26 protein-coding genes are annotated in these 25691 nt (G+C 37.1%); 5 read left to right on the top strand and 21 right to left on the bottom strand.

The annotated features are described in order from the left end of the window. Nucleotides 1-94 precede the first annotated feature (94 nt). The 8 genes from ID741_RS18320 to ID741_RS18285 form a co-directional block, all read right to left on the bottom strand. Entirely contained in the window at nucleotides 95-853 is a 759-nt protein-coding gene (locus ID741_RS18320; protein ID WP_438721112.1) for a DeoR/GlpR family DNA-binding transcription regulator, read from the bottom strand. A gap of 149 nt (nucleotides 854-1002) precedes the next feature. After that, nucleotides 1003-1719: a B3/B4 domain-containing protein gene (locus ID741_RS18315; protein WP_438721110.1), complete on the bottom strand. Its 717-nt coding sequence runs from the start codon at nucleotides 1717-1719 to the stop codon at nucleotides 1003-1005. After that, the gene (locus ID741_RS18310; protein ID WP_438721109.1) at nucleotides 1716-2186 is read right to left on the bottom strand and encodes a GNAT family N-acetyltransferase; all 471 of its coding nucleotides are present in this window, start codon (nucleotides 2184-2186) and stop codon (nucleotides 1716-1718) included. The genes ID741_RS18315 and ID741_RS18310 overlap by 4 nt, the downstream gene beginning before the upstream one ends. Next, on the bottom strand, nucleotides 2155-2607 hold the full coding sequence (locus tag ID741_RS18305; protein ID WP_438721108.1) for a MarR family winged helix-turn-helix transcriptional regulator: 453 nt from the start codon (nucleotides 2605-2607) through the stop codon (nucleotides 2155-2157). The genes ID741_RS18310 and ID741_RS18305 overlap by 32 nt, the downstream gene beginning before the upstream one ends. A 111-nt stretch (nucleotides 2608-2718) precedes the next feature. Beyond that, nucleotides 2719-3792 (bottom strand): NADH:flavin oxidoreductase/NADH oxidase, encoded by a 1074-nt coding sequence (locus ID741_RS18300; protein WP_438721107.1) that lies wholly within the window; start codon nucleotides 3790-3792, stop codon nucleotides 2719-2721. A 12-nt stretch (nucleotides 3793-3804) separates the two neighbouring features. Continuing rightward, nucleotides 3805-4755 carry a zinc-binding dehydrogenase gene (locus tag ID741_RS18295; protein WP_438721106.1) on the bottom strand — a complete coding sequence of 317 codons (951 nt, stop codon included), beginning with the start codon at nucleotides 4753-4755 and terminating at the stop codon, nucleotides 3805-3807. Continuing rightward, the gene (locus ID741_RS18290) at nucleotides 4752-5156 is read right to left on the bottom strand and encodes an ABC transporter permease (protein WP_438721105.1); all 405 of its coding nucleotides are present in this window, start codon (nucleotides 5154-5156) and stop codon (nucleotides 4752-4754) included. The genes ID741_RS18295 and ID741_RS18290 overlap by 4 nt, the downstream gene beginning before the upstream one ends. Before the next feature lie 204 nt (nucleotides 5157-5360). Further along, nucleotides 5361-5492, bottom strand: coding sequence for a hypothetical protein (locus ID741_RS18285; protein WP_281419047.1), 132 nt, complete (start codon nucleotides 5490-5492; stop codon nucleotides 5361-5363). 454 nt (nucleotides 5493-5946) lie between these two features. On the opposite strand from ID741_RS18285, the gene ID741_RS18280 reads away from it, so the two are divergent. Genes ID741_RS18280 through ID741_RS18270 form a run of 3 tightly spaced genes read left to right on the top strand, consistent with a single transcriptional unit; the run spans nucleotide 5947 to nucleotide 8164 of the window. Next, complete coding sequence (locus ID741_RS18280; RefSeq protein WP_438721104.1) at nucleotides 5947-6669, top strand: ATP-binding cassette domain-containing protein; 723 nt, start codon at nucleotides 5947-5949, stop codon at nucleotides 6667-6669. After that, nucleotides 6666-7337, top strand: a complete 672-nt coding sequence (locus ID741_RS18275) for a methionine ABC transporter permease (protein WP_438721103.1) — start codon at nucleotides 6666-6668, stop codon at nucleotides 7335-7337. The genes ID741_RS18280 and ID741_RS18275 overlap by 4 nt, the downstream gene beginning before the upstream one ends. An 8-nt stretch (nucleotides 7338-7345) precedes the next feature. Then, nucleotides 7346-8164: a MetQ/NlpA family ABC transporter substrate-binding protein gene (locus tag ID741_RS18270; RefSeq protein WP_438721102.1), complete on the top strand. Its 819-nt coding sequence runs from the start codon at nucleotides 7346-7348 to the stop codon at nucleotides 8162-8164. A 137-nt stretch (nucleotides 8165-8301) separates the two neighbouring features. On the opposite strand, the gene ID741_RS18265 is transcribed toward ID741_RS18270, so the two are convergent. From ID741_RS18265 to ID741_RS18245, 5 genes are all read right to left on the bottom strand, one after another. After that, nucleotides 8302-9141 (bottom strand): class II fructose-bisphosphate aldolase, encoded by an 840-nt coding sequence (locus ID741_RS18265; RefSeq protein WP_438721101.1) that lies wholly within the window; start codon nucleotides 9139-9141, stop codon nucleotides 8302-8304. An 18-nt stretch (nucleotides 9142-9159) separates the two neighbouring features. Beyond that, complete coding sequence (locus ID741_RS18260; protein ID WP_438721100.1) at nucleotides 9160-10242, bottom strand: zinc-binding dehydrogenase; 1083 nt, start codon at nucleotides 10240-10242, stop codon at nucleotides 9160-9162. A 33-nt stretch (nucleotides 10243-10275) separates the two neighbouring features. After that, nucleotides 10276-11667 carry an MFS transporter gene (locus ID741_RS18255; RefSeq protein ID WP_438721099.1) on the bottom strand — a complete coding sequence of 464 codons (1392 nt, stop codon included), beginning with the start codon at nucleotides 11665-11667 and terminating at the stop codon, nucleotides 10276-10278. Between the two features lie 457 nt (nucleotides 11668-12124). Next, the gene (locus ID741_RS18250; RefSeq protein ID WP_438721098.1) at nucleotides 12125-12391 is read right to left on the bottom strand and encodes a hypothetical protein; all 267 of its coding nucleotides are present in this window, start codon (nucleotides 12389-12391) and stop codon (nucleotides 12125-12127) included. A 147-nt stretch (nucleotides 12392-12538) separates the two neighbouring features. Then, nucleotides 12539-13624, bottom strand: coding sequence for a hypothetical protein (locus ID741_RS18245; RefSeq protein WP_438721097.1), 1086 nt, complete (start codon nucleotides 13622-13624; stop codon nucleotides 12539-12541). Between the two features lie 480 nt (nucleotides 13625-14104). On the opposite strand from ID741_RS18245, the gene ID741_RS18240 reads away from it, so the two are divergent. Next, nucleotides 14105-14734 carry a hypothetical protein gene (locus ID741_RS18240; RefSeq protein ID WP_438721096.1) on the top strand — a complete coding sequence of 210 codons (630 nt, stop codon included), beginning with the start codon at nucleotides 14105-14107 and terminating at the stop codon, nucleotides 14732-14734. A 74-nt stretch (nucleotides 14735-14808) separates the two neighbouring features. Here ID741_RS18240 and ID741_RS18235 read toward each other — a convergent pair whose 3' ends face one another. The 7 genes from ID741_RS18235 to kdpA form a co-directional block, all read right to left on the bottom strand. Then, nucleotides 14809-15138: a hypothetical protein gene (locus ID741_RS18235; protein WP_438721095.1), complete on the bottom strand. Its 330-nt coding sequence runs from the start codon at nucleotides 15136-15138 to the stop codon at nucleotides 14809-14811. Between the two features lie 139 nt (nucleotides 15139-15277). After that, on the bottom strand, nucleotides 15278-16000 hold the full coding sequence (locus ID741_RS18230) for a DUF5131 family protein (RefSeq protein WP_438721094.1): 723 nt from the start codon (nucleotides 15998-16000) through the stop codon (nucleotides 15278-15280). A gap of 64 nt (nucleotides 16001-16064) precedes the next feature. Next, on the bottom strand, nucleotides 16065-16754 hold the full coding sequence (locus ID741_RS18225) for a response regulator transcription factor (RefSeq protein WP_438721093.1): 690 nt from the start codon (nucleotides 16752-16754) through the stop codon (nucleotides 16065-16067). A gap of 12 nt (nucleotides 16755-16766) precedes the next feature. Further along, entirely contained in the window at nucleotides 16767-19334 is a 2568-nt protein-coding gene (locus tag ID741_RS18220) for a DUF4118 domain-containing protein (protein WP_438721245.1), read from the bottom strand. A gap of 29 nt (nucleotides 19335-19363) precedes the next feature. Beyond that, nucleotides 19364-19888, bottom strand: coding sequence for a potassium-transporting ATPase subunit C (locus ID741_RS18215; RefSeq protein ID WP_438721091.1), 525 nt, complete (start codon nucleotides 19886-19888; stop codon nucleotides 19364-19366). A gap of 17 nt (nucleotides 19889-19905) precedes the next feature. After that, nucleotides 19906-21936: a potassium-transporting ATPase subunit KdpB gene (gene kdpB, locus ID741_RS18210; protein ID WP_438721090.1), complete on the bottom strand. Its 2031-nt coding sequence runs from the start codon at nucleotides 21934-21936 to the stop codon at nucleotides 19906-19908. 14 nt (nucleotides 21937-21950) lie between these two features. Then, complete coding sequence (kdpA, locus tag ID741_RS18205) at nucleotides 21951-23624, bottom strand: potassium-transporting ATPase subunit KdpA (RefSeq protein WP_438721089.1); 1674 nt, start codon at nucleotides 23622-23624, stop codon at nucleotides 21951-21953. Nucleotides 23625-23853: 229 nt separating this feature from the next. On the opposite strand from kdpA, the gene ID741_RS18200 reads away from it, so the two are divergent. Continuing rightward, nucleotides 23854-24726 carry a MurR/RpiR family transcriptional regulator gene (locus tag ID741_RS18200; RefSeq protein WP_438721088.1) on the top strand — a complete coding sequence of 291 codons (873 nt, stop codon included), beginning with the start codon at nucleotides 23854-23856 and terminating at the stop codon, nucleotides 24724-24726. A gap of 116 nt (nucleotides 24727-24842) precedes the next feature. Here ID741_RS18200 and deoC read toward each other — a convergent pair whose 3' ends face one another. After that, nucleotides 24843-25559, bottom strand: coding sequence for a deoxyribose-phosphate aldolase (gene deoC / locus ID741_RS18195; protein WP_438721087.1), 717 nt, complete (start codon nucleotides 25557-25559; stop codon nucleotides 24843-24845). Between the last annotated feature and the right edge of the window lie 132 nt (nucleotides 25560-25691).

Here is a 25691-nt window from a genome sequence, read left to right as displayed (position 1 = left end):
TATAAACCACAAAATTTTCTTTGAAACAAAGATTAAATTTTAAAAACAAAAAAAGAACCAGTTTTATAACTGGTTCTTTTCTCGTATTTATTCTTTAAAAATGAACGTCAATCCCTTGCTCTTTAAAAAAGTTGCGCCATTCTTGATTTGGTCTTTTGTCGGTAATCACATGTTGGATTTGAGGGAATTCAGAAAGATGAACAAAGGCTTTTTTATCAAACTTAGATTGGTCAACTAATAAAACTACTTGATTGGCTTGCTGAATCATCCGACGTTTGATCCGTGATTCCACTTCATTAGTATCAGTAACTCCGGTTTCCAAGTCAATGCCTTTACAACTAATTAAGGCAACATCAACATTGTAATGTTGAATGGCTTGCTCAGTTAAATCTCCCTGTAGCGACAAAGTACGCTTATTTAATTCTCCCCCGGTTGATAGCACATTCACATTTGAAACCAACAATTCTTTCAAGGCTTCTGATGAATTTGTCACAATCATTAAATCATCACGATCTTTTAATAGCTTCATTGTTTCCATCACTGTTGAACTTGAATCGGCGTACATTGTATTAGTGGTTGCCAGTAGTTCTCTTGCTGTGATAGCGATCGCTTGCTTAGCTTCCATATTTTTTTCTGCCCGTTTATAAAAGGGGATATTGGAGACAGTCTCTTCAACATTTAAGATTGCACCGCCATAAGTCCTCGTCAATACACCTTCTGACTCCAGCTTATCTAAGTCACGACGAATTGTTTCCTCAGTAACAGAAAATTTTTGACTTAGATCAGCGACAGATACTTTTTTTTCATTTAGCAATAATTGTTTAATAATAATAATGCGGTCTCTTCCAGCCATATGACTCCCTCCTTTTTCTTTGTTTCATTTTAACATACAATCAATAACAAAAAAAGGATAAAATCTTCGAAACAGACTTTTTATCTTTGTTTTATCAGGAAAACCCAAAAAAATGTTGCTTTAATATAATGATTTATACATTGTAAAGCCTATTCTATTAAGGTTGCTGACGGATTTCCAGCTGTCAAAGTAATGATTTGACTATCAATAGAAAAATACGAGTCAATCTTCTTTTTTAGCTCTTGAACCGCTTGATTAGCTCTTTCAGCTTGTTCTTGATTGATCAATTCTAAGACTAAAACGGCATCTGTTGTCTTTTCCAATAACATGGTTCTTTGGGCCTCTCGCCAATTTAAACAACGACAAACAGCACCTGTTTGATCATAATAAATGATTTCTTCTGGTAATGCCGGTGCATCTTTATCCGCGCCTAACGGAAAGAATGATTCGCCCCCTTGCGCTTTCCCTAAGATTAAATCACCATCAATTGCTTCAAGATCTTCACCGCCAGCTGGCACAGCAAATTCTAAAGATATACTATTGTAAATATCTACCAATGGATTAATCGGTTCAAACTCACGACCTTGACTTACTCTCTTTAGCAAAGCTTCAATTGATGATCGAGCGCCTTTTTTAGTCTTAAATTGACTAAACGCTTCCCGCCACTGAGCAATTACTTCATTTTGACTAAAAACATCGGCTGTTAAAAATTTTTGACTTTCTTTAACTGCCTCTGCCAACATGTTCTTGAAGTCATCATATTTCTCATCTACAACCTGATTATTTAAACCTTTGGCAATTACTACTTGAATTTGTGCCGTTGGAAAAATCTCCCAAAAGTCTTTTGTAACAATGATTTTTTTCATATAATTTTTTCTCCTTGGTCTAATATTTGATATTTTTTGTAAATATGATTAGGCAGATTGATTGCCGTTGACAAGCTAATAATTGATATCTTCTGCTCTTCGACTATTTCTTCCACCTTTTCCCATAGCAACAAAACGAAATCAATTCTTCTAGAGTTCTCTGAAATAAATATTTCAGCAATTTCTAGACGATTATGCAGTCTTTTCTTTAGATCTTTATGATCATACTTAATTTTTAAATAACCTATAATTTGTCTATCAATTTTTATTAAATAAAATAGAGTGCAAGGACAATTCATTTCTCTTTGCAAGTTTTGATATAGATATTGTTTTGTAAATCTGCTTAATTTAGTAAGTTTATCTTTTTCTTTTACATATGTTAACTGCATTTGATATATATTTAAAAAGGTTTCCTTTGTGGCTAATGATAGTTGTTTAATACGTTCGTTTGCCTCCTTTTTTGACATATTCCCAATCAGCTTCGACATTTTTTTTAACCATTGTCATTAGCCGAGCCAATTCGGCAATTTCTATTGCTGATAAATTATGCAACGCCATTTGGTTGGAATAGTTGTTTTCTCTTAAAATGAAGGCTGCAGCTGCTTGTCCCTGATCAGTTACATATAAACGCTTGATCTTTTTATTTTCAGGATCATTCTTTTTTTCAATAAAATCATGATTCTCTAACTTTGAAATGGCACGAGCCGCAGTCGTTCGATCGACTTTAATTAGCTCAGCCAATTGGTCAGGAATAATCCCAGGTTGTTCAGCAATGCGCACCAGATATAAATATTGCCCGCGGGTTAAATCAAATTGCTTAAATTCAACATTGGCAATGCCATCTAATGAGCGGGCAATCACTCCTATTTCCCTTAAAATATCTGTCAAAATTTCACCTCCTGAATTGAATATTCACAGCTTATCTTATTTTTGTTGTAAATGCAACAATTTCTGTGGAAAATAGAGCCACTTGAAAACTTCTCTTCAAGTGGTCTAAATTTATTTAGCGTCACCATATTGTTTACGCTCAGCAACATTTTTCATTTGCCCTCTTTGGTAAGAATGATTGTATACTTTAAAATCATGATCGTGTAAATCATTGGCTGCTTCGGCTAACCAATTAGGATTGCGAAGTAATTCTCGACCTAATACAACTAAATTGGCTTGTTGATTTTCCACAATATATTCACACATTCCGGGATCACTTAGCAAACCAACAGTGGCTACAGGAATAGTGACGGCTTCCTTCATCTTTGTCGCAAAAGGTGTTTGATAACCGGCGTGGATCGGGAAATTGGGTTGGCGATCTAATAATCCGCCAGTGGAAATATCTAAACAATTAATTCCTGCTTGTTCCAGCCATTGACTAATTTGTTGAAAATCTTCAATGCTATTTTGCTCTTTCGGGTCAGCATAATTTGTTAGTGATAAACGAATCCATAAAGGACCTTGATAAATCGCCCGAACCTTTTCTACCACTTCCTTGATAAAACGATAACGGTTTTCTAAACTGCCGCCATACTGATCGGTTCTTTGATTCGTTAACGGTGATAAAAACTGATCCATTAAATAACCATGAGCGCCATGTAGTTCGATCATATCTACTCCAGCAGAAACTGCTCGTTGAGCCGCGTCAACAAAAGCCTGCTCCACTGATTGAATCTCATCAAGAGTCATTTCATTTGGTGTCGCAAATTCTTCGTTGTAAGCAATTGCACTAGGTGCCAACGGATAATCGGCATCTTCGGCTTTTCGCCCAGCGTGATTTAATTGTACGCCCACTTGGCTGCCTAAATAATGTAATTGATCGACTAATTTTTTTAATTCCATTTTTTGTTGATCGTTCCATAAACCTAAATCTTGGCTGGAAATTCGACCGTCTGGAGTCACACCAGTTGCTTCAATAATAATTAAACCTACTTGACCAATCGCTCGCGCACCATAATGACCAAAATGAAAAGGAGTGACAACACCATCTTGTTTTTTGACTTCATACATACACATTGGCGACATCACTACTCGATTTTTTAAGTTCAGACCGGCAATTTCGACTGGAGATAATAATAAAGACATTTAGTTTTCCTCCTAATTTAAAATAATAGTTTTTCCAAAGCTTTTTTGACTTTCCAGATATTCATGGGCAAGACGCACTTCTGATAATTTAAAAACTTTTTCTGGTTGAATGGTTACTCGGAATTCTTCAATATAATCCAAGAGCTGGTTTAATTTTTGGCTGGACACATCTCCAGAATAAAAACCCGTTAAATAACCACCATTTGTATCCATAATTGGATCAAATTCTTCTAAATACCATTTTCCACCTAGTAGGCCTGTATTACAAATAATACCTGCTAATAAAAGATGCTGAAAGCTATTTTTTATGGTAGCGGGGCCGATTAATTCAAATATTTTGTCAAAGCTTGCTTCTGTTTGTAATTTCCCATCTCGATCTTCAATAACTGTATCAAAGCCTGCTTTTAATAGCTGTTCTTTTTTTGTCAAACTACGAGTTGTCCCACAAATCTCTATTTGCGGAAATTGTGCTTTAACCAAATTTAAAAAAGCAAGCCCAACACCACTAGTGGCACCTCGCACTAAAATCGAATCGGTTTCTTTAATGTTTAATCTTTTCATTGAGCCAAAAGCTGTAAAATAAGTTTCAGGAATTGTTGCCAATATTTCCCAAGGCAATCTTGTATTCACTGGGTAAATTTGCTGGTTTGGCAGCAAAACATATTCTGCGTAACTGCCGTCAAAGTCGCGACCCATTTCTCCCATAATCGAAATAACTGTTTGACCGATAGGTAATTTTGCTTCATCTGTTGTTTCAGCGATCACGCCCACTGCCTCAATGCCTAAAATTCTGGGGAAAGTGACACTAGGTGACAAACCTTGACGAGTAAAAATTTCTGAGTGATTGATGCCAAAACCTTTTACTTGAACCAAACTCCAGCCAGCTTTAACTTTAGGTTTTTCTACATCCGTATAAATCAATTTCTCCGGTCCACCAGCTTCATTTACAACAATGGCTTTCATCTAAATTCCTCCAAACTATTCAATAAAATCGCCACAAATACACATAACACAACCGTAGCTAAGGTACCCCAAATCATTTTAACTATACTCTGTATCCGTAAACCCTCAAACAAAATGGTTCCTAATCCACCAACATTAATTGTCGCGGGAATTGTTGCAATAACAATCATGCTAGTCAATACTAAACGAATACCACTAAAAATAGAATGGGCTGCTAGTGGCAACTGAATTTTCAAAAATACTTGACGACTGGTCATTCCCATAGCAAACGTCGCTTCAATCATTAAAGGATCAATTTCTTTTAAACCCGTAGTAAACGTCCGCGATAAAATGGATTCACTATATAAGGTTAACACAATGATGGCTGTGACTTTACCCAAACCGCTAATCGGAATCAGCAAAGCAAAAAAAGCATAGCTTGGAATCGAGTACAATGCTGAAAAAAATAGTTTATACTTGCTAGTCCTTTAGGTCGTTGTAAAAATAATAAAATCAACACTATCGCCAATACTAAATCTAAAAATAGTGAACTTAAAACCAAATAAGTATGTTGCCAAAGAGCTAACAATAAATCTGAATGGAAATCATTCCAATAGTTAAGCATATTACATCCCCCGCCAAATTTCTGCTTCTTGATAAACCGTGTCCAATAATTTTTTTACAAAAGCATCATTGGGATGAGCAATTATTTCTGAAGGTGTAGCAAATTGACATATTTTCCCTTGATTCATGATCATGACTTTATTTCCTAGAAGAAAAGCTTCGTTGATGTCGCTCATAATGTAAAGGTTGATAAATTAATGCCGTCAAATTTGCATTACTTAGACTGATTTCATTTACCAATGATATCATCTTTAAACCAATTAAATTTTGAAAAATCCAAATCACACTTCTATATTTTAAAAACTTATTTCTATGTACTTTTGTATTCTGCAACCAACTTACTCACTTAATCTACGTCCTTAAAAAATAATTCACACTTAAAAATACTACAGTAAAAAAACAGATATTATATTTTCCCTCAGCAAAAAAATTGCTTTTTGTTTCATTTTAATAGATGATGTAAGGAGTTTCATGTTTAGTTTTCTAGTGTTTTACGTTTTATTTAAAAAACATGGAATTTAATCTATAAATTTTCATACTGAAATTTATTACACAGATTTTTATACTGTTATATTTTTAGGAGGCGCTATGATTGAATTAGTCAACGTATCAAAGAATTATCCAACCACATCCGCTTTGAAAAATATTAACCTCTCTTTGACGCCAGGAGAAATCGTCGGCATCGTTGGAAAAAGCGGCTCAGGAAAGTCGACTTTATTGCGTCTACTAAATCTGATGGAAACACCTAGTGAAGGAAACATTCTAATCGATGGCACCGATAGCCGAACTTTTACAAAAAAGGACCTCTGCCATCAGCAGCAACAAATGGCACTCGTTTTTCAAAATTTTAGTCTGTTAGAGAACTTGAACGCATATGACAATGTCGCTTTGCCTTTAAAATTATTGAAGAAAAAGCAGCCTGAAAAAGTCCGACAGCTCCTTACCTTTGTGGACATGAGTCACAAGTCTGCAGCCTATCCCGCCCAATTATCTGGTGGAGAAAAGCAGCGGATTGGAATCGCACGAGCATTGAGTCGAACACCTAGTTGGTTATTTTGTGATGAAGCGACTAGTTCTTTAGATGAAGAAAATACTGCTAGTGTCGTCAGTTTATTGAAAAAAACGCATCTAGAATTTCGACCGACGATCGTCTTTGTTAGTCACGAGCTTCAGACTTTAAAAAGTCTTTGTCAACGGATTTTAGTCTTAGAAAATGGTCGTTTGATTGGAGATTTCCAAAACAATCCCCAACAATTTCCTGTTGAAAATCTAAGCTACCTTGAAAAAGTCGAAAGGAGTTTACAGCCATGACCTTCTTGAAAAAATTGGTAGCAAATTGGCCTGCTTTACTGACTGGGTTACAGGAGACTGGTTTGATGATGCTAATTTCGCTATTTTTTTGCTTGATCATTGGTCTTCCGCTTGGTTTAGGATTGTTTTTAGTTAATCCCAAAGTAAAAAGACAGCCTCCTCTTTTTTATTGGCTGTTTAACTTTATCGTGACCATGATCCGCTCCTTTCCTTATTTATTACTTGTGATCGCTTTGATTCCAGTGACCCGCTCGATTTTGGGGAAAGCATTCGGTCCGATTCCTTCGGCAGTTCCATTAAGTATTGTTGCCATCGCAATTTTTGCTCGCTTAGTCGAACAAGTCTTATTGGATCTACCAACAGAAATATCTGATTTGGCTAATTCTTTAGGCACCTCAAAATTACAATATATTTGGCATTTTTTATTAGTCGAAGCTCGTAGTGGGTTAGTTTTAGCCTTTACGACAACAACTGTTAGTCTGATTTCTTACTCAACAGTAATGGGGATTGTTGGCGGTGGTGGAATCGGTGATTTTGCGGTTCGAGTTGGTTATCAACGGTACGAGTACGGCATTATGTATGTGGCGATTGTGATCATGATTACTTTAGTTTTCATCTTACAAATGCTTGGCAATACCCTTGCCCAAAAACTAGACAAAAGAAAGTAGGAGAAAAAATGAAAAAAATTTATTTTGTGTTGTTAGCTATTGTATCGGGAGTTATTTTAAGTGCTTGTGGGGAAAGTAAACAAACTGAACAAAAAGAGAATAAAGAAATCACGGTGGCTGTGCAATTAGAGTCAGCCAAGGATATTTTAGAAATCGCCAAAGAGACAGCGGAAAAACAAGGCTACCAGATTAATATTATGCAAGTCAATGATAATGTTGCTTATAATGACGCAGTGCAGCATGGTGAAGCAGATGCGAACTTTGCCCAGCACGTTCCTTTCATGGAAATGTTTAATGAAGAAAAATCTGCCGATTTAGTTGCTGTCCAACCAATTTATTTCTTTACTGGCGGCTTTTATTCAAAAGACTATCAAAAACTCGCTGATTTACCAGAAAATGCTAAAGTTGGCATTCCCAGCGATCCAACAAACGAAGGTCGAGCACTTGCTATTTTGAATGAAAATGGCCTAATCAAATTAAAGGCTGGAACTGGTTACAATGGCACTGTTGCTGACGTCGTTGAAAACCCCAAAAATATCACCTTTGAACAGATTGACTTGTTAAATTTAGTACAGGCCTATGATGAAACTGATATTGCTATGGTTTTTTGTTATCCTTCTTATTTAGAACCTGCTGGCTTGACGACTAAAGATGCGATTTTACTTGAAGATGAGCCAGCAAGTGAACACTATGCTTTACAGCTCGTTACGCGAGAAGACGAAAAAGACAGTCAAAAAATCAAAGTCTTAAAAGAAGCAATGACTACAAAGGAAGTGGCTAATTATATCAAAGAACATTCTGGTGGTGCCAATGTCCCAGCCTTTTAAGCTTAAATAATTATTGCGCGCAATCTAAGAAATTCTCGAAATTTTGTTAGTTTGCGCTTTTTTATAAAAAAAACGCAGACAATATTCTGTCTGCGTCCTACTTATAAAGTTTCACGAATCCTTTTTACTTAACTATTTTAATAATTCATCTTTCCATCTGTTCCAAACAGCAAGATTTTTTCTTTTGCCCGTTGCTTCACTGCACCACGGACAGCTCTTTCTAATTCCAAGAAAGATTTGTCAGTGTTTTCGCGAACTGCATCCATGGCTGCCAAACATAATTCAGTATGAATATTGATTTTTGAAACACCTAGAGAAATAGCTTTTTTAATGTCTTCGTCGCCAATACAAGAAGCACCATGTAAAACGATTGGTACATCGACTAATTCCCGCACTTTTTTCAATACGTCAAAAGCAATTTTGGGATCAGAAGAGTATTCGCCATGAACATTGCCGATGGCAACAGCTAATGAATCACAGCCGGTCCGATTAACAAATTCCGCTGCTTCATCTGGATTAGTATATTGGTAAGCAGATAATGCTTCTTCGTAAACTGTTTCGTTGCCGACATGTCCTAATTCCGCCTCCACAGGAATTCCTAATGGATGGAAATAGTCCACCACTTCTTTGGTTAAACGAATATTTTCTTCTAACGGTTCTGCAGATGCATCTCGCATCACAGAATTCATACCATAATTGTAAGCATTTTGAACAATCTCCAAGCTGCGACCATGATCCCAGTGAGTAATTACTGGTACGCTGGCATTTTTAGCCATAGAAACCATCATTGGTGCAAATTCTTCAAAAATTGTGTTGCCAATAAAGCCAGTTCCAAATGAGATAATAATTGGTGCTTTAGTTTCTTCAGCGGCTTCAATAACACCCATTAACATTTCTGCGTTCCAGACATTGAAATGTGGAATTGCAAAACCATTTTTCTGGGCAGTTTCTTCCCAATATTTAATATTTGCTAACATAATTTATTCGCTCCCTTTTTAGTCTTCGTCGTCAAAATCGTATGTGAAAATAACTTTAATGGCTTCTTTTTTAGCCATTAGTTCAAACCCTTTTTCCCATTCAGATAAACCTAAACGGTGAGTGATCATTGGTTGCACTCGGATATCGCCTTTAGCTAACAGGCGAATCGCATTGCGCCAAGTCGTTGAGTCATAGGCCATATGTCCGATAATACTGATAGCCCAAGTGGTAATATCGTTGATTGGGTAATTAAATGGCTGGAATCCCATGCCGACCCGCACCACTTCACCATTTGGTCGAAGCATATCTATCGCTTGTTTCAACGCAATATTAGCACCAGAGCATTCGATTACTAAGCCTAAATTATCTTTGCCACAAATTTCTTGGCAACGAGCCACCACATCTTCAGTTGAACCATTCACCACATGAGTAGCACCTAATTCTTTAGCGACTGCAAAACGAGTTTTGGTATCTTCTTCTAAACCAACTACCACGATATTCACGGCACCCATAATGCGCGCCATTTGAACAGAGAACAAACCTAATGGACCAGTTCCCGTTACAACCACATCTTGCCCTGGTAAGAAACTTGAACGTTGCGCGATTGCTTTATAAGCATTACTAATCGGATCTAACACGCAAGCATCTTCATAATCAAGGTTTTCAGGAATTTCCCAAAGGGCATGTTTGTGAATCCGTAAAATTTCCCCTGGTACTAAACAATATTTAGAGAATCCGCCGCCCCAAGTGTTGTTATCTAATCCTAAATTGACCTTTTCTTTACAGGTTAAGAAATCACCTTTTTCACAGGATGGACAAGTGCCACAAACATGAGCCGAGTTATCAGATACTACCCGTTGATCGACTTTCCAATCAACTACTTTGTCACCAACTTTTACAATATCACCAGCAAACTCATGTCCGCGAATCGAGTTGAATTCATCGGAACCATTTTCTACATTGTAATGTTTCATATCGGCACCACAGATGGCTGCGGCACGAATTTTAATTAAAATATCTTCTTCTCCCACTTCAGGAACTGGGACATCGATCAAGCGGTATCCGCCAAATTCTTTTCCGTATCTTGCTAAAGCTTTCATTAGTTAGACCCTCCAATTTTTATAATTAAACAATTAGTGACTGTTTTCCGAAGCCGGTGTAACTGAACCGATTTCTTCTACTGAGGCACTTCTTGTTTCGATACCAAAAACCATAATCACTACTGCAGTGACGACTGATACGCCACCTAATAATAAGAATACACCAGTCACGCCGGTTGTATTTAAGAAATAAGCAACCGCATAAGGAGCCAAGATACCACTAATTCGACCGACAGCATTGGCTAAACCTGAACCACGAAGTTTTGCTGCAGTTGGCCAAATTTCTGGCACATAAACGGCTGAAGCGTAACATACATACATATAAACAAAAGTAATTAAGAAAAATCCTAAGATCGAAATCGTCGTAATACTAGTTTGTAAAGAGTAAACGTAGCCTAAAACAGCAATCAAGATTAACAAACCTGACCCCATAATTTTACGAGGAATCTTATCAATAATAAAGGTTGCAATGAAAATTCCAATCGGTGCTCCAAACATACTCATCGTATTCAAGACAACCGAATCTTTTAAATCAATCCCTTGGGTTAAGAAAATCGTCGGCAACCAATTGATCAGGGTATACTGCACCACATTCATAGCAATTAAAACGAATGAGCCTAAGATAACCCGTTTCAATAATTCCCCTTTAAATAATTGTGAATAAGAAATTTGAACTTCTTTTTTTGGTGCTGATTCAGCAATTTCAACCGGTGGTAAAGGTTCCCCTGTAGCAGCTTCTACGCGGGTCTCGATATCAGACATAATTTTCTCTGCTTCGGCATATTTTCCTTGTGATTCCAACCAACGAGGTGATTCTGGAAAGCGCTTATATATGACTGCAAATAAAATCGTTGATAAGACTGCTGGAATCATAAATTGTACCCGCCAATTTAGTTCTGGTGCAATCGCTGGTGTAATGAACATCGCAATCGTCGAACAAATCGGATAAGACCAGTTCCCAATAAATGATGCTCGAGCTGACCATGTCCCGCGATTTCTTGAAGGCACATATTCAGTAAAGCCAGCGAATAATGTTACCAACAAAGCCCCTAAGCCAAATCCCATAATGACTCTGAAAACAATTAAGATCGTCATATTTGGTGATAATGCTCCAGCTACCATTGAAATAACATGAATCCCAACAAATAGTAAATAACTATTGCGGCGACCAATCTTATCACCAATGATTCCACCAATTAATGCTCCGAAAAACATGCCCGCTGTTGTTAGTGAAGAAAAAATTGCACTGATATTATTATTAGTCCAACCAATCTCCGCTAACTGAGCTAAGACCAAGCCACCAATTGCGTTGCTCCAGCTGACTAACAAGCCAAAGGCCACCATCGCAAACAAACTCCACTGCACTTTACTTGTAGGCAAGCGATCAATTCGTGGCCCACAATTTGGTTTGATTTGATTATCCATAATTCCCTCCATTTTCTGTATTTAACAAACTGATGGTAAAAAGCGCTTCCAATGTTTTGACATCATGTTGTTTACAAGACAAAGTTTACGACATTAAAAGTTAGTTGTCAACATTTTTTTACTAAAACACAGATATTAATGTGGATTATAAAGAATTTAATTTAGAGAAACACAGGTTTTAGTTAGGAATTATTTTTTGAAAACAAAAAAAATCACTTGCTTGAATGACAAGTGAGTCTCTTTCTCCAGAATATATGCTTAGGACTAAAGGCGAACACCGATTGAATTCCGCTGGTAGCTTTTAATTGCTACATGGCCCTGAAAAAACGAACGAAATGAAAAGGATAATCATCACCTCGCAAAAATGTCCTGTAGAAAAATTAAAGACTAGCAATAAAAGAAACAACGGGCAAACCACGAAAAGGCCGTAAAGTTTTATTGGTTTTCTTTGCTTAAACTATACTGCAACTCCCACAAGCTCTGCTTCCAAAGCACTCAGAAAATCTTCTTCCGTCCAAACAAGTAGATTGTTGCGAATCGCTTGTTTTTGGATTTTTAAGTTTGTTAATGTTAAACTGGCGTTTTTCTTGCCACTAATCACGATATCGGTATCATTAGTGAGGATTAATTGTGGTTTACCCCCAGCTGCTTTAATCACTTGAAAAATTTCCTTCCGACTAAGTTCATTGATCTTCCCATTGACGAATACTTTTTGATTATACATTTTAACTTCCTCCCATGGTCTTCTTGATAAACCTATTGTAAAAAAGAAAAATCAACATCTAGCCGAATTTTTTTAAACTGTTTATAAACAGACATTAAAAAAAGTTAGTAAAAATGGAAATTCATTTTTACTAACTTCTTATTTTATCTAGGATAAGTCATTTAATATTTTTACTAAATCAAGTTGCAATATGCGGTCAACTTTTACAATCATCTTATTGGTACGATAATGATTGGCTCCTGATTCAAAAACCACATAGCCTGTCTGATTGTAATCACTTATTTGCTCCATATAAGGTGGTGTGACGATAGTTAAATCAGGAGTTGCATCAAGATTGATATTTTTATTATTAGTGAATTTAAACACTTGGATTTCTGAATCTTTCGCTCCAAAAGATTTCGATAATACAATCATGTTTTTATACACCATGATTCCTTGTATTTTTTTACTTAAAGGATAAGTTTGTTCAGGTTTAGCCAACGATTCTCCGTCTGGTAAAGTTAATTTATTTGATGTATCAAAATCTAATGTGCCATCAGAATTTATACTATAAAACAACAGAAGGCCATCACCAGATTGGGCAAAATAACCGATAAATAAGCCATTATTATTGTAGGTAATAAATGACGCTTGAGTGATATTTCCTAAATCATAGCTCTGATCAAACTCGATGGGTTGTCTACTAGACGCAAAATCATCCGCGGCTAAATGGTCATAGCTGATCGCTGATATTTCTCCGGCACCTTCACCAGAAGAAGTACATAGCCAAATATTCTTATTCACGTCGTCATAGGTGATTCCCCCCACATGTGCAGTTGATGGTAACACAACTGTTTTAACTTGGGAGCCTGTCCTTGCATCAATAACCAAGATAACCGAATTATGCGCATAATCTCGGCTATAAGCAGACACCAATAAATAATCTTCCGCCCGAACCACACCCTGCGGATCCATCGCTGTACTTTTTGCTGCAGAATTATTCGACACTTTAATGGTACTGGTACTTAACAATTCTGGAATGACTGGTGCATCATTATTATTGTCTAGTTTTAGATAATTATAAAAATCTGGATAATTCTTTTTTAATAAATGCTTTTGTTGCGAAAAACTATAAATTGGTTCACCAGTTGCATTTCCCTCCATTGAATCAAAATGCTGCCAAAAAAGAATTCCTCCAACAATCCCGGCAATAAGTATGAAGACAGTACCAATTTTTAAAATCCTTTTTCTCATGAACTCCCTCCTAATTATTTAAATATATAAATTCAATTATCGTATTACCCTAACTTTATCATAATTAAACGAGCAAAATAAATGTAATTGATAAGGAAAATCCTCTTTGTTAGTGTTTTTTATTATTTATTATTAGAGTGAAAATTATTTTTTCTAAAGAGAATTTATTCTTGCCCCTCATTATTTTAAGAATTACAACTCATTAAGATATCACTATTAGCAAGTAAAAAAGAAGATAAAAGTCAATCGTGAGTGAACAAGTCTTTCTGGGAGCTTAAAAGAGAAAAAATAAATCCACATTGGCATACACGCATTCAATACTATCTCCGATAATATATCCAATTAAAATGACATTTTTAGAATAATTTTGCTTGACGATTATTCTAATTTTCGCTGGAATAGTGAGCATTGGGACACTACCTAACTAGATAGCAAATTCCCCTTCTGCTATACTGAACAAAAAGAGCGGGAGTTATCTATATGAAGAAAATAAATCAAAACGTTTCAGCCATTGAATTTTTATGGCTAGCCCTTTATGCTTTTGCCGGCTTTAGTCTTGAACTGATTCAAGGTCTTTTAGGAAGCTTTTCTCAAGGAATCTCAAATTTGATAACCGCAATTTTGTGGACTATTGTCAGTGTCGGCTTAATCTATCTAGCCAGAACCAAATTTTCTTTTTTTATATTGGATGATCAACCTATCTTAAAAAAACAAAATCACTGGGCAGCGCTATGTTGTGTCGGGATTGTGATTGTGCTGACTACTTTTGGTTTTGGTGGTTTTAAACCTTGGATAGAGTTCACATCAGTGGGAAGTTTGGCTAATTATTTGTTACGAATTTTATATTATTTAGCTGAATCACTTTTGATATTATTGGCAATTGTTTTTGCACAAAGGTTTGCTGACTTAAAATTTACTTTACCGGAATGGCTTCCTGCGGGAGGAGTTTTCTTGGCAATTACTTGGGGCTTGATTCATTTCTTTTTACAAGGATTTAGTGGTGGTCTATACGCGATTGCCTTTTCGTTACTTGCCGGCATGCTTTATCTTTTTCTGAAAAAAGATTTTCGTTGGAGTTATCTATACATTGCTTTGGCATTTATTCTATAGCTAATATTTGCTAAATAAAATAACTACTCACCAGTCAAAAATAATATATATTTTTTCTTTAACATGTATTAAGCTTATTCTCGTCTTCTTCGAGAATCTCCCACAATCGCAGCCAGCAAAACTAAGACTAAAACTAGCCAACCGCTTTTTTCAAAAAAGTGTAACTGAACAATTCTTTGTCCTGTTCGTGAAGATACTTGATCTAATCTTGGTTGGTCCGGAAAATTTACCGGATTACTTGTGATGGCCGGCTGTGATTGCGGTTCTTTTTTATGCAGAAAATTCCTAATAACTTCTTTTTCTTCTGCAAAAACAACCTGCTGCACACTACCAAACATCAAATAAAACAGACTCAACCCCAGAAACAAGCGTTTTCCCCAACGCAGCAATACTTTTTTATTCATTTTTATCTCCCCTTTAAAAACTGCAACAACCTGCTATTTCCCCACATTTTTAAACTTTTTTGTCATTAAATCTATTTTTATTTTTTAGGACTCTTTTAGAGCAGAAAATCTTTTCTTGTTATTATTTATTTTAGATTTTTTAAAATAAAGGTGTTTCTCCTAATAAGTTTAAATTCATTGATTTTGCCAAAGAACTTTGTTTATAGGGATTCACCTTCTGCAAAACGCCGTCACAACGGAAACGTGAACCAGTATTTTTAAACCAAAAAGTTTTCTCATGATCTAAACATTGCTGGCGCAGTGCCAAGATCCAATCCAAATTACACTCCCGCGCTTCTTTTCCAGTTTCACCGCCAACAGAGACATGATCGATTTGATCAATGTAAGCTGTTAAATCAATCGGTCCCAAAAGTGGTGTACAAGCAACAAAACGACGTTTAATTGGAAACGACAAAAATTGTGGCAAACGTAAATCTGCAAGAGCTTGATTTTCAACGCTGACACCTAGATTGACATTGGCATAGACCTCACCCCAATCTGCTGGCAACGAAACTTCAAAACGATCGATTCGCTTAGTCAAAATCAAAAAATCTAAATCTGGTCGTTGGCGAATCATTTTCCAGGCATCTTTGCGCCAAGGGTCAGCCTCTGGTAAGAAAAAATCGGTCCCAAAACAAGTGGCAACAATTTTCCCACTGGCAATTTTTGGTTGATTATTTTTTTGAAGAACGACAGGTTTGTTAAAATCAGGTGTTTTTACAATCTGATTCTGTCCATGTCGCTTTGAATATTTCCCATAAAAATAGCAATAAGTACAGCCTATACTTTGCGGATAACAACCAGTCCACGGTTCCCAATTCATCTTTATTCCCACCTTTTTGATTTTATTATAGCAAAAAAGCAGTAGCGAAATGCTACTGCTTTAATCATTTATCTTGATAATCCTTCAATCGATACCCCACCCCAATTTCTGTCATCAAATATTTGGGAGATAAAGTATTTTCTTCGATCTTTTTTCGTAGATTGGACATATTGACTCTTAAGGTTTGCGGGTCACCTTTATAAGGTCCCCAGATTTCTGTCATTAAACTTTCGTAAGTCACGACTCTGCCTAATTCTCTAAAAAGTAAGGATAAAATACGGAATTCATTTTTTGTCAGATGGACTTCTTGTCCGTCACGATAAAATAATTGTTTATCTAAATCAATTTTCAATTCGCCATTTTCAATAATTGGTGAAGTCACTATTCGTTTATTTTTATGACGCAAGGCGGTTCGAATGCGAGCCATTAATTCATTGGTGCCAAAGGGTTTAGTGACATAATCATCTGCGCCCAAATCTAAGGCAGTTACTTTTTCAGTCTCGTTATTGCGAGCTGAAATGATAATTACTGGTAAGATCATCCGCTTGCGAATAATTTTTAATAATTCGATGCCATCGATGTCCGGTAAGCCCAAATCTAACAAAACCAAATCAAAATTTTCTGTTTGAAAAGCCGTCAAGGCGGTCATACCGTTTTCAGCGATGGTCAGTTGATAGTCTGCTTTTTCTAGCACGACTGTCATGAAATCTGTGATATTTTCATCATCTTCAATCAATAATATTTTTGCTTTCAAAAGTCCACCTCCTTAGTCGGGTAAATAAATTTTAACAATGGTTTTATTATTTTGATTATCTAAGGCTAACCTACCACCATGAGCATGAACAATCGTTTTAACGATGCTTAGACCAATGCCCAAGCCATTTTTTGAATCTACCGGTACTTCAGCTTCCGTGGTTAAATTATTTTGAATTTTTTGAAATTGACTCAAAGGAATTTCTCCGCTATTTTCGATTTCAAAGACAGTGTTTCCCTCTGCTTGATAAACCTTTAAATCCACTGGCTGTTTCGGTGTACCATGACGAAAAGCATTTTCTACTAAATTAAATAAAGCTTGCTCCATCAAAATCGGATCGACTTCAATAAAAATCAAATCTGCCGGTAAATCGACGACTAGTTTTTCAGCTGGGTAGACTTTTTGAACATGCTGATATACCGCTTCTACCACTTCTTCTAGCGGCTCGGCATTTTTTTTAACGGCCATCGTATCCATGTTGATACGGGTAATTGATAATAGATTTTCCACCATTCGAATCAGCCATTGAGATTCTTCTTGAATATCTTGTAATAATTTTTGGCGAGTACCAGTTTGTAGATCACTGCCGTTTTCTTTTAAGGTTTCAGCAATACCAGAAATGGCGGTCAAGGGTGTCCGTAAATCGTGAGAGACTGCCCGCAATAAATTACTGCGAACCTTTTCCCGCTCATTCTCTAGTTCGATCTGTTCTTTTTGATTTTTTAATTGGGCTTGTTCTAAAACTACGGCTAATTGAGTCAAAATTAATTTCAAATAATTCAATTGGTTATTTTCCAACGGTAGACTAGTATTACGCAAAACACCTAAGACTGCCAATGTTTGACCACTCGCCACAATCGGTAAATAAAAACCTTTCGCACCAATCAATGTATCGGTACCATTGCCAGCTTCTTTTTGATTTTTAGCACTCCAAAAAGCAACTGCTGATTCATCTGAATTGGCTAAAAGCTGATTTTTTTCTCCACTGGCATGTTGTAATCGGCCTAATTCATCATAAATCGCTACACCTCGTTTTAACCAACGAGCTAAGTATGTAGCGGTGATTTCAAAAATTTGCTGCTGATTATCAGCCACCACATATTGTTTATTCAACTCATACAAGATTTCCATCTGATGTTCTTTTTCTTTGGCACTATCGGCTTGTTTTTTCAAACGAACCATCAAATTACTAATCATCAAAGCAACAACAAACATAATCACCAAAGTAATCGGATAACCTTGCTTGTAAACTGTCAGAGAATATAATGGCTCCACGAAAAACCAGTTAAAAGACAAGACACTCAATATTGATGACAAACCGCTCCAAAAATAGCCGCTTGTTAGCCGAGCCACCAAAAGTACGAAGAATATATACACCAGCATCAAATTTTGATCGCCCACATGCAAATACTGCATAAATTCGGTGACTAAAGTGGCCAAAATCACACCAACAATTGCCACACCAAAATCTTTTCCGCCACCTTCAATGATCTTTTTAGGAATCTCCCAAAAAACACTGCGTTTTTCTTTATAAGGAATTAAATGCAGCTCGGTATCATCTAGGCGTTTTAGTAAACGATCTTCCCATTCTTCTGAGAACAGCTTGTAATACCACGGTGTTCGTAAGTTTTTACCCATAATAATATCGGTAATCCCCGCTAATTTGGCGTACTCCACCACTGTTTCAAAGCTGTCTTCCTCTTCAATGGTGACCACTTCTGCTCCTAGTTTTTCAGCTAAGGGTAGCTCACTGATACTATCGGCTTGATGGCGAATTTGAATGACCGTCCACTCAGCCCCAAGACCTTGCGCCAAGCGTGCCGTCCAACGGATACATTTTTCCGCCATTTTAGGATAATTATCAGACACAACCGCCAACAACTTGTTTTGCATGCCACTAGTTTTACCACGGACTCGATTGATATGGTCAGATGCCCGCTGAATTGCCAGTCCCCTCAGCTGATCAAGTTTTTGGGGAATAAAGAAATTTTGTAGCGCCCGCTTGGCATTTTCATCGGCATAAATCTTACCTTGCTCCAAACGTTCGATTAATTCATCTGGCTCTACATCAATCACTCTCAAAGTCGCTTGCTGAAAAAAAGTATCCGGCACAGTTTCTTTAACTTCTATACCTGTCACTTCCGAAACAATATCATTCAAGCTTTCAATATGTTGCACATTGACAGTAGTAAACACATCAATTCCTGCCTGCAACAATTCTTCGATGTCTTGATATCGTTTACGGTTTCGCGAGCCTTCCGCATTACTGTGAGCCAATTCATCAATCAAAACTACATCTGGCGCTGTTTGAATTAGATAATCGATATCAGGTTCTTTCAAAGTTAAGTCTTTGTATTGGTATTGTTTTAGCGGCGCTTGTTTTAATCCTTTTAATAAAGCATTAGTTTCTGGTCGATCATGGGGTTCAATATAACCCACCACCACATCTTTTCCCAATAAAACTAATTCATGGGCTTCTAGCAACATGCTATAAGTTTTACCAACTCCGGCCGCAAAGCCAAAGAAGACCCGCAATTTCCCACGATTGGCGTCGCCGCGTTTAAAATTTTCTTGTGTCATTTCTGCCATCTTCAGCAAACGCCTTTCTACTAAATTAATTCATCCAGCGCGAGATTTAACTGTAAAACATTGACAAATTCACGACTGGAAAACCAATCTTTTTCTGCTGTTTCATTTATTATAGCATGAATTTTCTGCGGATTAATTTGTCGGGCTTTCGCGATTCGTTCGACTTGAAAGTTAGCGGCAGCCAAGCTAATATCTGGATCGACACCACTTGCAGAAGCAGTAACTAGGTCATTAGGAACTTGTGTTTCAGTTGGGTTTTCAGCCAATAATTTTTCTTTTCTTTGGCGAACATGATCTGCTTGCTCTTTAGAGACTGGTGATAGCTGGCTGACTTCACTGCTACGTCCAGAAAAATATTTGGTCTCGGAGAAATCTTGCCCCACCAAACTTGAACCCACGACTTGTTCCTCACGAGTGACCGAACTACCATTGGCTTGATGGTTAAAAAATAACTGCCCGATACCAGTCACTAATAAGGTATAGAGACCGCCAAACAAAATGACGGCAAACAATAAAAAACGTAAGCTACTAAATATTTTGCTCATTTTATTTTTCCTTTCATTTATAAAATTATCAGCGAGAGCACTAGATCAATCATCTTAATGAAGATAAACGGTGCCACAATACCACCTAAACCGTAGACTAGTAAATTATGCCGTAGAATTTGACTGGCAGGTTTTTCTTGATATTTTACCCCTTTTAAAGCCAATGGAATCAAGGCAACAATGATCACGGCATTATAAATGACCGCGGATAAAATAGCTGTCAATGGACTACCTAGTCCCATTATATTTAAAGCATTTAATTGCGGATAAATTCCGTAAAATAACACTGGGATGACCGCGAAATATTTGGCGATATCATTAGCAATACTAAAAGTCGTCAAAGCGCCGCGAGTCATCAATAATTGTTTCCCAATTTGGACAACTTGCAACAATTTTGTCGGACTAGAATCTAAGTCAATCATATTTCCTGCTTCTTTTGCAGCTTGGGTACCAGTGTTCATCGCCATTGCTACGTCTGCTTGAGCTAAAGCTGGTGCGTCATTAGTACCATCACCAGTCATCGCAACTAAGTGACCTTTTTCTTGGTATTCACGGATTAAATCCATTTTATTTTCCGGTGTTGCTTCCGCCAAAAAATCATCCACACCAGCTTCTGCCGCAATTGCTGCTGCAGTCAACGGATTATCACCAGTGATCATGATGGTTTTGATCCCCATTTTACGCATATCGCCAAATTGTTCCTTAACACCATTTTTAACAATATCTTTCAAATAGACCACACCTAAAACTTGACCATTTTTCACCACTACTAAAGGCGTTCCGCCAGCACGAGCAATTTGATCAACAATTTCATCACAAGCGACTGGATAAGTTTTCCCTTGGGCCGTTACATATTGCTTCATGGTATCGGCTGCCCCTTTGCGGATTTCATCTCCACGATAATCAATACCGCTCATGCGGGTTTTGGCACTAAATTGAATCCAGTGAACTTCCGATTGCTGGAATTCTCGTCCCCGAATATCAAATTTTTCTTTTGCTAAAATTACAATGCTTCGTCCTTCCGCTGTTTCATCGGCTAAAGAAGACAATTGCGCAGCATCTGCCAATTCTTTTTCACTGACACCAGGAACCGGTAGAAATTCACTCGCTCGGCGATTTCCTAGTGTAATTGTTCCCGTTTTATCTAATAGCAATACGTCAACGTCACCAGCGGCTTCAATTGCTCGACCACTCATGGCAATGACGTTTTCTTTCGTTAATCGACTCATTCCTGCAATCCCAATCGAAGAAATCAAAGCCCCAATAGTTGTTGGTGCCAGACAAATCAATAAAGCAATCACGATAATACTAGATAAAGCTTGCCCATTTCCAGCTAACACGCTACTGAAATCAGTAAAAGGAATCAAGGTAATTGCAACGGTTAAGAATATTAAGGTTAAAGTAATCAGAAAAATTTGTAGCCCTAATTCATTAGGCGTTTTTTTTCGTTCGGTACCTTCTACCATTGCAATCATCTTATCTAAGAAAGATTGACCATTTTCAGAAGTCACACGAATCACCAAATAGTCTGAAACCACTGTTGTCCCACCAGTTACCGCGCTACGGTCACCACCAGATTCGCGAATAACCGGAGCTGATTCACCAGTAATGGCACTTTCATCAACTGAAGCTGCACCCTCAACAACATCACCATCCGCTGGAATTTGTTCACCTGCTTGAACATATACCAAATCACCTTTTTTCAAATCAGATGATTTTATTTCGGTGAAATTCTGATTTTGAATATCCGCTAAGTCACTAATTTTGTAGGTCATGACTTCTTTCTTGGCTTGTTTCAAGCTATCTGCCTGCGCTTTTCCGCGACCTTCTGCCACTGCTTCAGCAAAGTTGGCAAACAACAAAGTCAACCAAAGAAAAATAGTAATCGCGATACTAAACCACAAAGGAACGCCTGTCGGATAAAAACACAAAATTGTCGTTAAGATAGCACCCACATAGACGACAAACATCACTGGGTTTTTAATTTGCTGGCGCGGATCTAGTTTTTTAAAGGCCTGACCAATCGCCCATTGATAAATTTTTTTCATCTCATTCACTCCATTTATAATGCAAAGTATTCAGCCAATGGACCGAGCGCCATCACTGGTAAAAAGCTCAAGGCACCAATCACCAAAATCACGATGACTAACATGCTGATAAAAGTCGAGCTAGTCGTAGACAAGGTCCCTTCACTTAAAGCCGATTGTTTTTTGACACTCATATTTGCTGCTAAAAATAAAATTGCCGCCATTGGTAAATAGCGAGTCACTAACATCATAAGACTGCCTAACAAATTAACAAAAGTAGTGTCTGCTAAAAATCCGCTGAAGGCACTTCCGTTATTATTGGCTAAAGAAGTTGCGCCATATAATAATTCTGTAAATCCATGGGGTCCAGCATTTGTTAACCAAGACAAGACGTCTGGATGTAAAACAAAAGCCATCGCACCAAACAGCGTCAGCATCAATGGGGTTAAAATCACCAAACTCGCCATTTTTATATCAAAGACATTGATTTTTTTCCCTAAATATTCTGGTGTGCGCCCGACTAATAAACCAGCAATAAATACGGCTAATAATAAGAAAGCCAACATGCCGTATAAACCACTACCGACACCACCAAAAATAATTTCACCTAGCTGCATTAAAAACATCGGAATCGCACCAGCTAAAGGTGTAAAACTATCCATCATCGCATTTACCGAGCCATTGGAGGCCGCCGTAGTTACAACTGCCCACAAACTAGACCAACCAACACCAAAACGAACTTCTTTTCCTTCCAAGTTCATTTGACCGACAACATCGGCAAATTGAGGACCATAATATTCATTGATCAACACACCAATAAAGGCTAATCCTACGAAAATCATCGCTGTAATTAAAATTGTTCGTCCCTGTTTCCAATCCTTCACCCAAAAACCAAAAGCAAAAATTAATGCCGCTGGAATCAATAAAATCGCCATATTTTCTACAAAGTTACTTAAAATTGTTGGATTTTCAAAAGGATGCGCTGCGTTGGCCGCAAAAAAGCCACCGCCATTAGTCCCTAATTGCTTGATCGCTACTTGACTAGCGACTGGACCTAAAGTTAGAAATAAATCTTGTCCTGATAAACCAGTAAAACTCGTTCCGTCACTAAAACTTTGCACCACACCTTGAGACATCAAAACAATCGCAAAAATAACTGACAATGGTAAAAATAAATAAACTAAGCTACGGGTTAAATCTTGCCAAAAATTACCGATGAACTTTTTCTTTCGTTGAGTAATTCCACGAATCAATGCTGCCAAAACAGCTACCCCGACGCCTGCCGAAATAAAGTTTTGCACCGTTAAACCAAACATCTGACTAAAATGAGAAAGATCGGTCTCACCTGCATACGCTTGCCAGTTAGTATTGGTTACAAAGCTAGCAGCCGTATTGATGGCTAAATCCCACGGCATATTTTTGACATTTTCACCGCCAGGAAGCCAATGTTGCGTTACTAATAAGCCAAATAATAATAGTAAAGAGAAAAAACTCAAGCTTAACAGGTTAAATAAGTAACCTTTAGCCGACATTTCTTTTTGACTAGTTGGTCCGATTATTTTATACGTTAAATTTTCTAAAGGTCGCAAAAATCTAGCGAAGCGAGGAATTTTTCCTTGTAGTATTTCCTTAATGTACCAACCTAATGGCATCGCCAGAATCAATAATATAAAAAAGAAGAAAATTCCTTGAAAAATCAAGCCGCTCATAATTTTTCCCCCTTAAATAAAAACCAAAATAAATAGATCATTAATAATAAACTAACGACTGCTAAAAACAGCATCATTTTTCTTCCACTCCTTTACTCCTTCAGAATATAAAAAAAGAAATAAAGATAGTGTGAATCTTGCTGCGATTTCTTTATACTATCTTTATACCCTGATTGACGATGGAAAATGTATCCATTAAAATGTAGTAAAAATACAAAAGGAGTAACTCTTGGAAAATAATCTATCTTATGCTGAACGAATTAAATTAAAATATCATATCCTCAGTAAAACAGAGAAAAAAATTGCCGATTACGTCTTAGCAGTTGGCTTTAAAGTATCAGAAATGACTTTGGCTGAGCTGGCTCAAGCAATTGAAGTGAGTGAACCATCGATTGTTCGCTTCACAAAAGCACTAAACTTTAAAGGTTTTAGTGATTTTAAGGCACAGGTTTTGAAGGATTGGGGGAAAGAAGAACAAACTGGCGAAAAACCAGAGAAATTTGTCGATTTAAATTTTTCTCAGGAAGACACCATCGACAGTATTCCCAATAAAATCATTCAGTCTACGATTAAAGGCTTAGAGGATACTTTGAAAATATTTGATTATCAAGCTTTTAATACCGCTATCGAAACAATTTTAGTCGCTGATCGAATTGAAGTTTTTGGCTTAGGAACTTCTGGTAGTATCGCTTTAGATTTTGTCAGTAAATTGATTCGGATTGGTTTAAATGCCAATTATTTTGCCGATAACCATTTGGGACAATTAAGTGCCCGTTCCCTGAAAAAAACTGATGTAGCTATAGCGATTACCCATTCCGGTAGTACGATTGATGCCGTCAACACACTAGAAATCGCCCAAAAAACTGGTGCCAAAACAATTGCCTTAACCAACTATAAAGCCACGCATATTTCAAAATTTGCCGATATAGAATTACTGACTGGTGATCACGAAACAACATTTTATAGTGAAACTATGATTTCTCGGACTTCCCTCTTATCATTAGTTGACATGCTATACATGGGGATTTTGCTTAGTGATTACGAACGCTTCACAACCGAGCTTCATCAAGTCAATTCTTTAGTGGAAGGAAAAAATTATTAAAGCCACAAAAAAGAGTCGATACTCACATAAAAATGTGATAATCGACTCTTTCTTTGACTAGTTCATTTTATTTTTCAACAAAAAAGATGATGCGCAAACTGCCCATCATCCTAACTCTACTTATCCAATCCCAAAACAGTTGGCGTTGACCGATAGCCAATCCCCATGCGGTCGATGCCCATATCAATCAGTTGTAAAAAATGTTCGCGGGTGCGAATTGCTCCGCTACCTTTAATCTTGGCTTTACCAGCCACTTGATCCATCATAATCTGGATGATTTCGACTGTCGCACCGTTGCCTTCATGACCAGTTAAAAATCCGGTACTGGTTTTTACAAAATCTCCGCCAGCAGCAACCACGCAGTCACAACCTTTTCTGACTTGCTCTACCGTTAAAGCATCGGTTTCCAAAATCACTTTGACGGCAACACCATATTGATGACAAATATCTGCTACTGCTTTCAAATCTTGCGTCACTTCTTCATAACGCCCACTGCGTAACCAACCATAATTTGCCACAATGTCTAATTCCGCAATATCTTTTGCATAGTCTTTTAAAATAATTTCCGCTTGAGCAACTTTTGACGCTGTCGAACTTTGACCAAAAGGAAAATCACAGACCGGACAAACTTTAGTTTCTGTACCAGCACACATTTCAGCAGCTAATGGCACGGCCCAAGGATTGACACAGACTGTTTTACATTTAAAATCAATACCCTCTTGAATGTACTTTTTCGTTTCTTCAATCGTAAATTCTGGCTTCAAAACAGATTGATCAATGTAACGGGCCAATTCGATTGACGTCATATCTTGGGCTTTTTTCGTTGGTTTCATTTTATTCCCTCGCTTCGTATTTGATAGTTTCATCATAATGTATTTTTGCTACAATTGTCAATTAATTTTTGTATTTTTATTTCTTTTAAAAAATTTCAAATTCTTCTTGCAATTCGACCGCCGGTCTAGTAT

The sequence above is a fragment of the Enterococcus sp. AZ103 genome (assembly GCF_051714685.1).
In the GTDB taxonomy this organism is placed as follows: domain Bacteria; phylum Bacillota; class Bacilli; order Lactobacillales; family Enterococcaceae; genus Enterococcus_A; species Enterococcus_A alishanensis.
Note: the sequence above shows the minus strand (reverse complement) of the source record. Positions and strands in the feature narration are given on the sequence as shown.

Excerpts from the sequence above, each read along its gene's own strand:
- ID741_RS18285 (WP_281419047.1), bottom strand. The coding sequence starts at position 5,492 with ATGATCATGAATCAAGGGAAAATATGTCAATTTGCTACACCTTCAGAA.
- ID741_RS18280 (WP_438721104.1), top strand. The coding sequence starts at position 5,947 with ATGATTGAATTAGTCAACGTATCAAAGAATTATCCAACCACATCCGCT.
- ID741_RS18255 (WP_438721099.1), bottom strand. The coding sequence starts at position 11,667 with ATGGATAATCAAATCAAACCAAATTGTGGGCCACGAATTGATCGCTTG.
- ID741_RS18250 (WP_438721098.1), bottom strand. The coding sequence starts at position 12,391 with ATGTATAATCAAAAAGTATTCGTCAATGGGAAGATCAATGAACTTAGT.
- ID741_RS18265 (WP_438721101.1), bottom strand. The coding sequence starts at position 9,141 with ATGTTAGCAAATATTAAATATTGGGAAGAAACTGCCCAGAAAAATGGT.
- ID741_RS18300 (WP_438721107.1), bottom strand. The coding sequence starts at position 3,792 with ATGTCTTTATTATTATCTCCAGTCGAAATTGCCGGTCTGAACTTAAAA.
- ID741_RS18215 (WP_438721091.1), bottom strand. The coding sequence starts at position 19,888 with ATGAGCAAAATATTTAGTAGCTTACGTTTTTTATTGTTTGCCGTCATT.
- ID741_RS18235 (WP_438721095.1), bottom strand. The coding sequence starts at position 15,138 with ATGAATAAAAAAGTATTGCTGCGTTGGGGAAAACGCTTGTTTCTGGGG.
- ID741_RS18245 (WP_438721097.1), bottom strand. The coding sequence starts at position 13,624 with ATGAGAAAAAGGATTTTAAAAATTGGTACTGTCTTCATACTTATTGCC.
- deoC (WP_438721087.1), bottom strand. The coding sequence starts at position 25,559 with ATGAAACCAACGAAAAAAGCCCAAGATATGACGTCAATCGAATTGGCC.
- ID741_RS18315 (WP_438721110.1), bottom strand. The coding sequence starts at position 1,719 with ATGAAAAAAATCATTGTTACAAAAGACTTTTGGGAGATTTTTCCAACG.
- ID741_RS18240 (WP_438721096.1), top strand. The coding sequence starts at position 14,105 with ATGAAGAAAATAAATCAAAACGTTTCAGCCATTGAATTTTTATGGCTA.
- ID741_RS18310 (WP_438721109.1), bottom strand. The coding sequence starts at position 2,186 with ATGTCAAAAAAGGAGGCAAACGAACGTATTAAACAACTATCATTAGCC.
- ID741_RS18275 (WP_438721103.1), top strand. The coding sequence starts at position 6,666 with ATGACCTTCTTGAAAAAATTGGTAGCAAATTGGCCTGCTTTACTGACT.
- ID741_RS18260 (WP_438721100.1), bottom strand. The coding sequence starts at position 10,242 with ATGAAAGCTTTAGCAAGATACGGAAAAGAATTTGGCGGATACCGCTTG.
- ID741_RS18230 (WP_438721094.1), bottom strand. The coding sequence starts at position 16,000 with ATGAATTGGGAACCGTGGACTGGTTGTTATCCGCAAAGTATAGGCTGT.
- ID741_RS18220 (WP_438721245.1), bottom strand. The coding sequence starts at position 19,334 with ATGACACAAGAAAATTTTAAACGCGGCGACGCCAATCGTGGGAAATTG.
- ID741_RS18320 (WP_438721112.1), bottom strand. The coding sequence starts at position 853 with ATGGCTGGAAGAGACCGCATTATTATTATTAAACAATTATTGCTAAAT.
- ID741_RS18270 (WP_438721102.1), top strand. The coding sequence starts at position 7,346 with ATGAAAAAAATTTATTTTGTGTTGTTAGCTATTGTATCGGGAGTTATT.
- kdpA (WP_438721089.1), bottom strand. The coding sequence starts at position 23,624 with ATGAGCGGCTTGATTTTTCAAGGAATTTTCTTCTTTTTTATATTATTG.
- kdpB (WP_438721090.1), bottom strand. The coding sequence starts at position 21,936 with ATGAAAAAAATTTATCAATGGGCGATTGGTCAGGCCTTTAAAAAACTA.
- ID741_RS18295 (WP_438721106.1), bottom strand. The coding sequence starts at position 4,755 with ATGAAAGCCATTGTTGTAAATGAAGCTGGTGGACCGGAGAAATTGATT.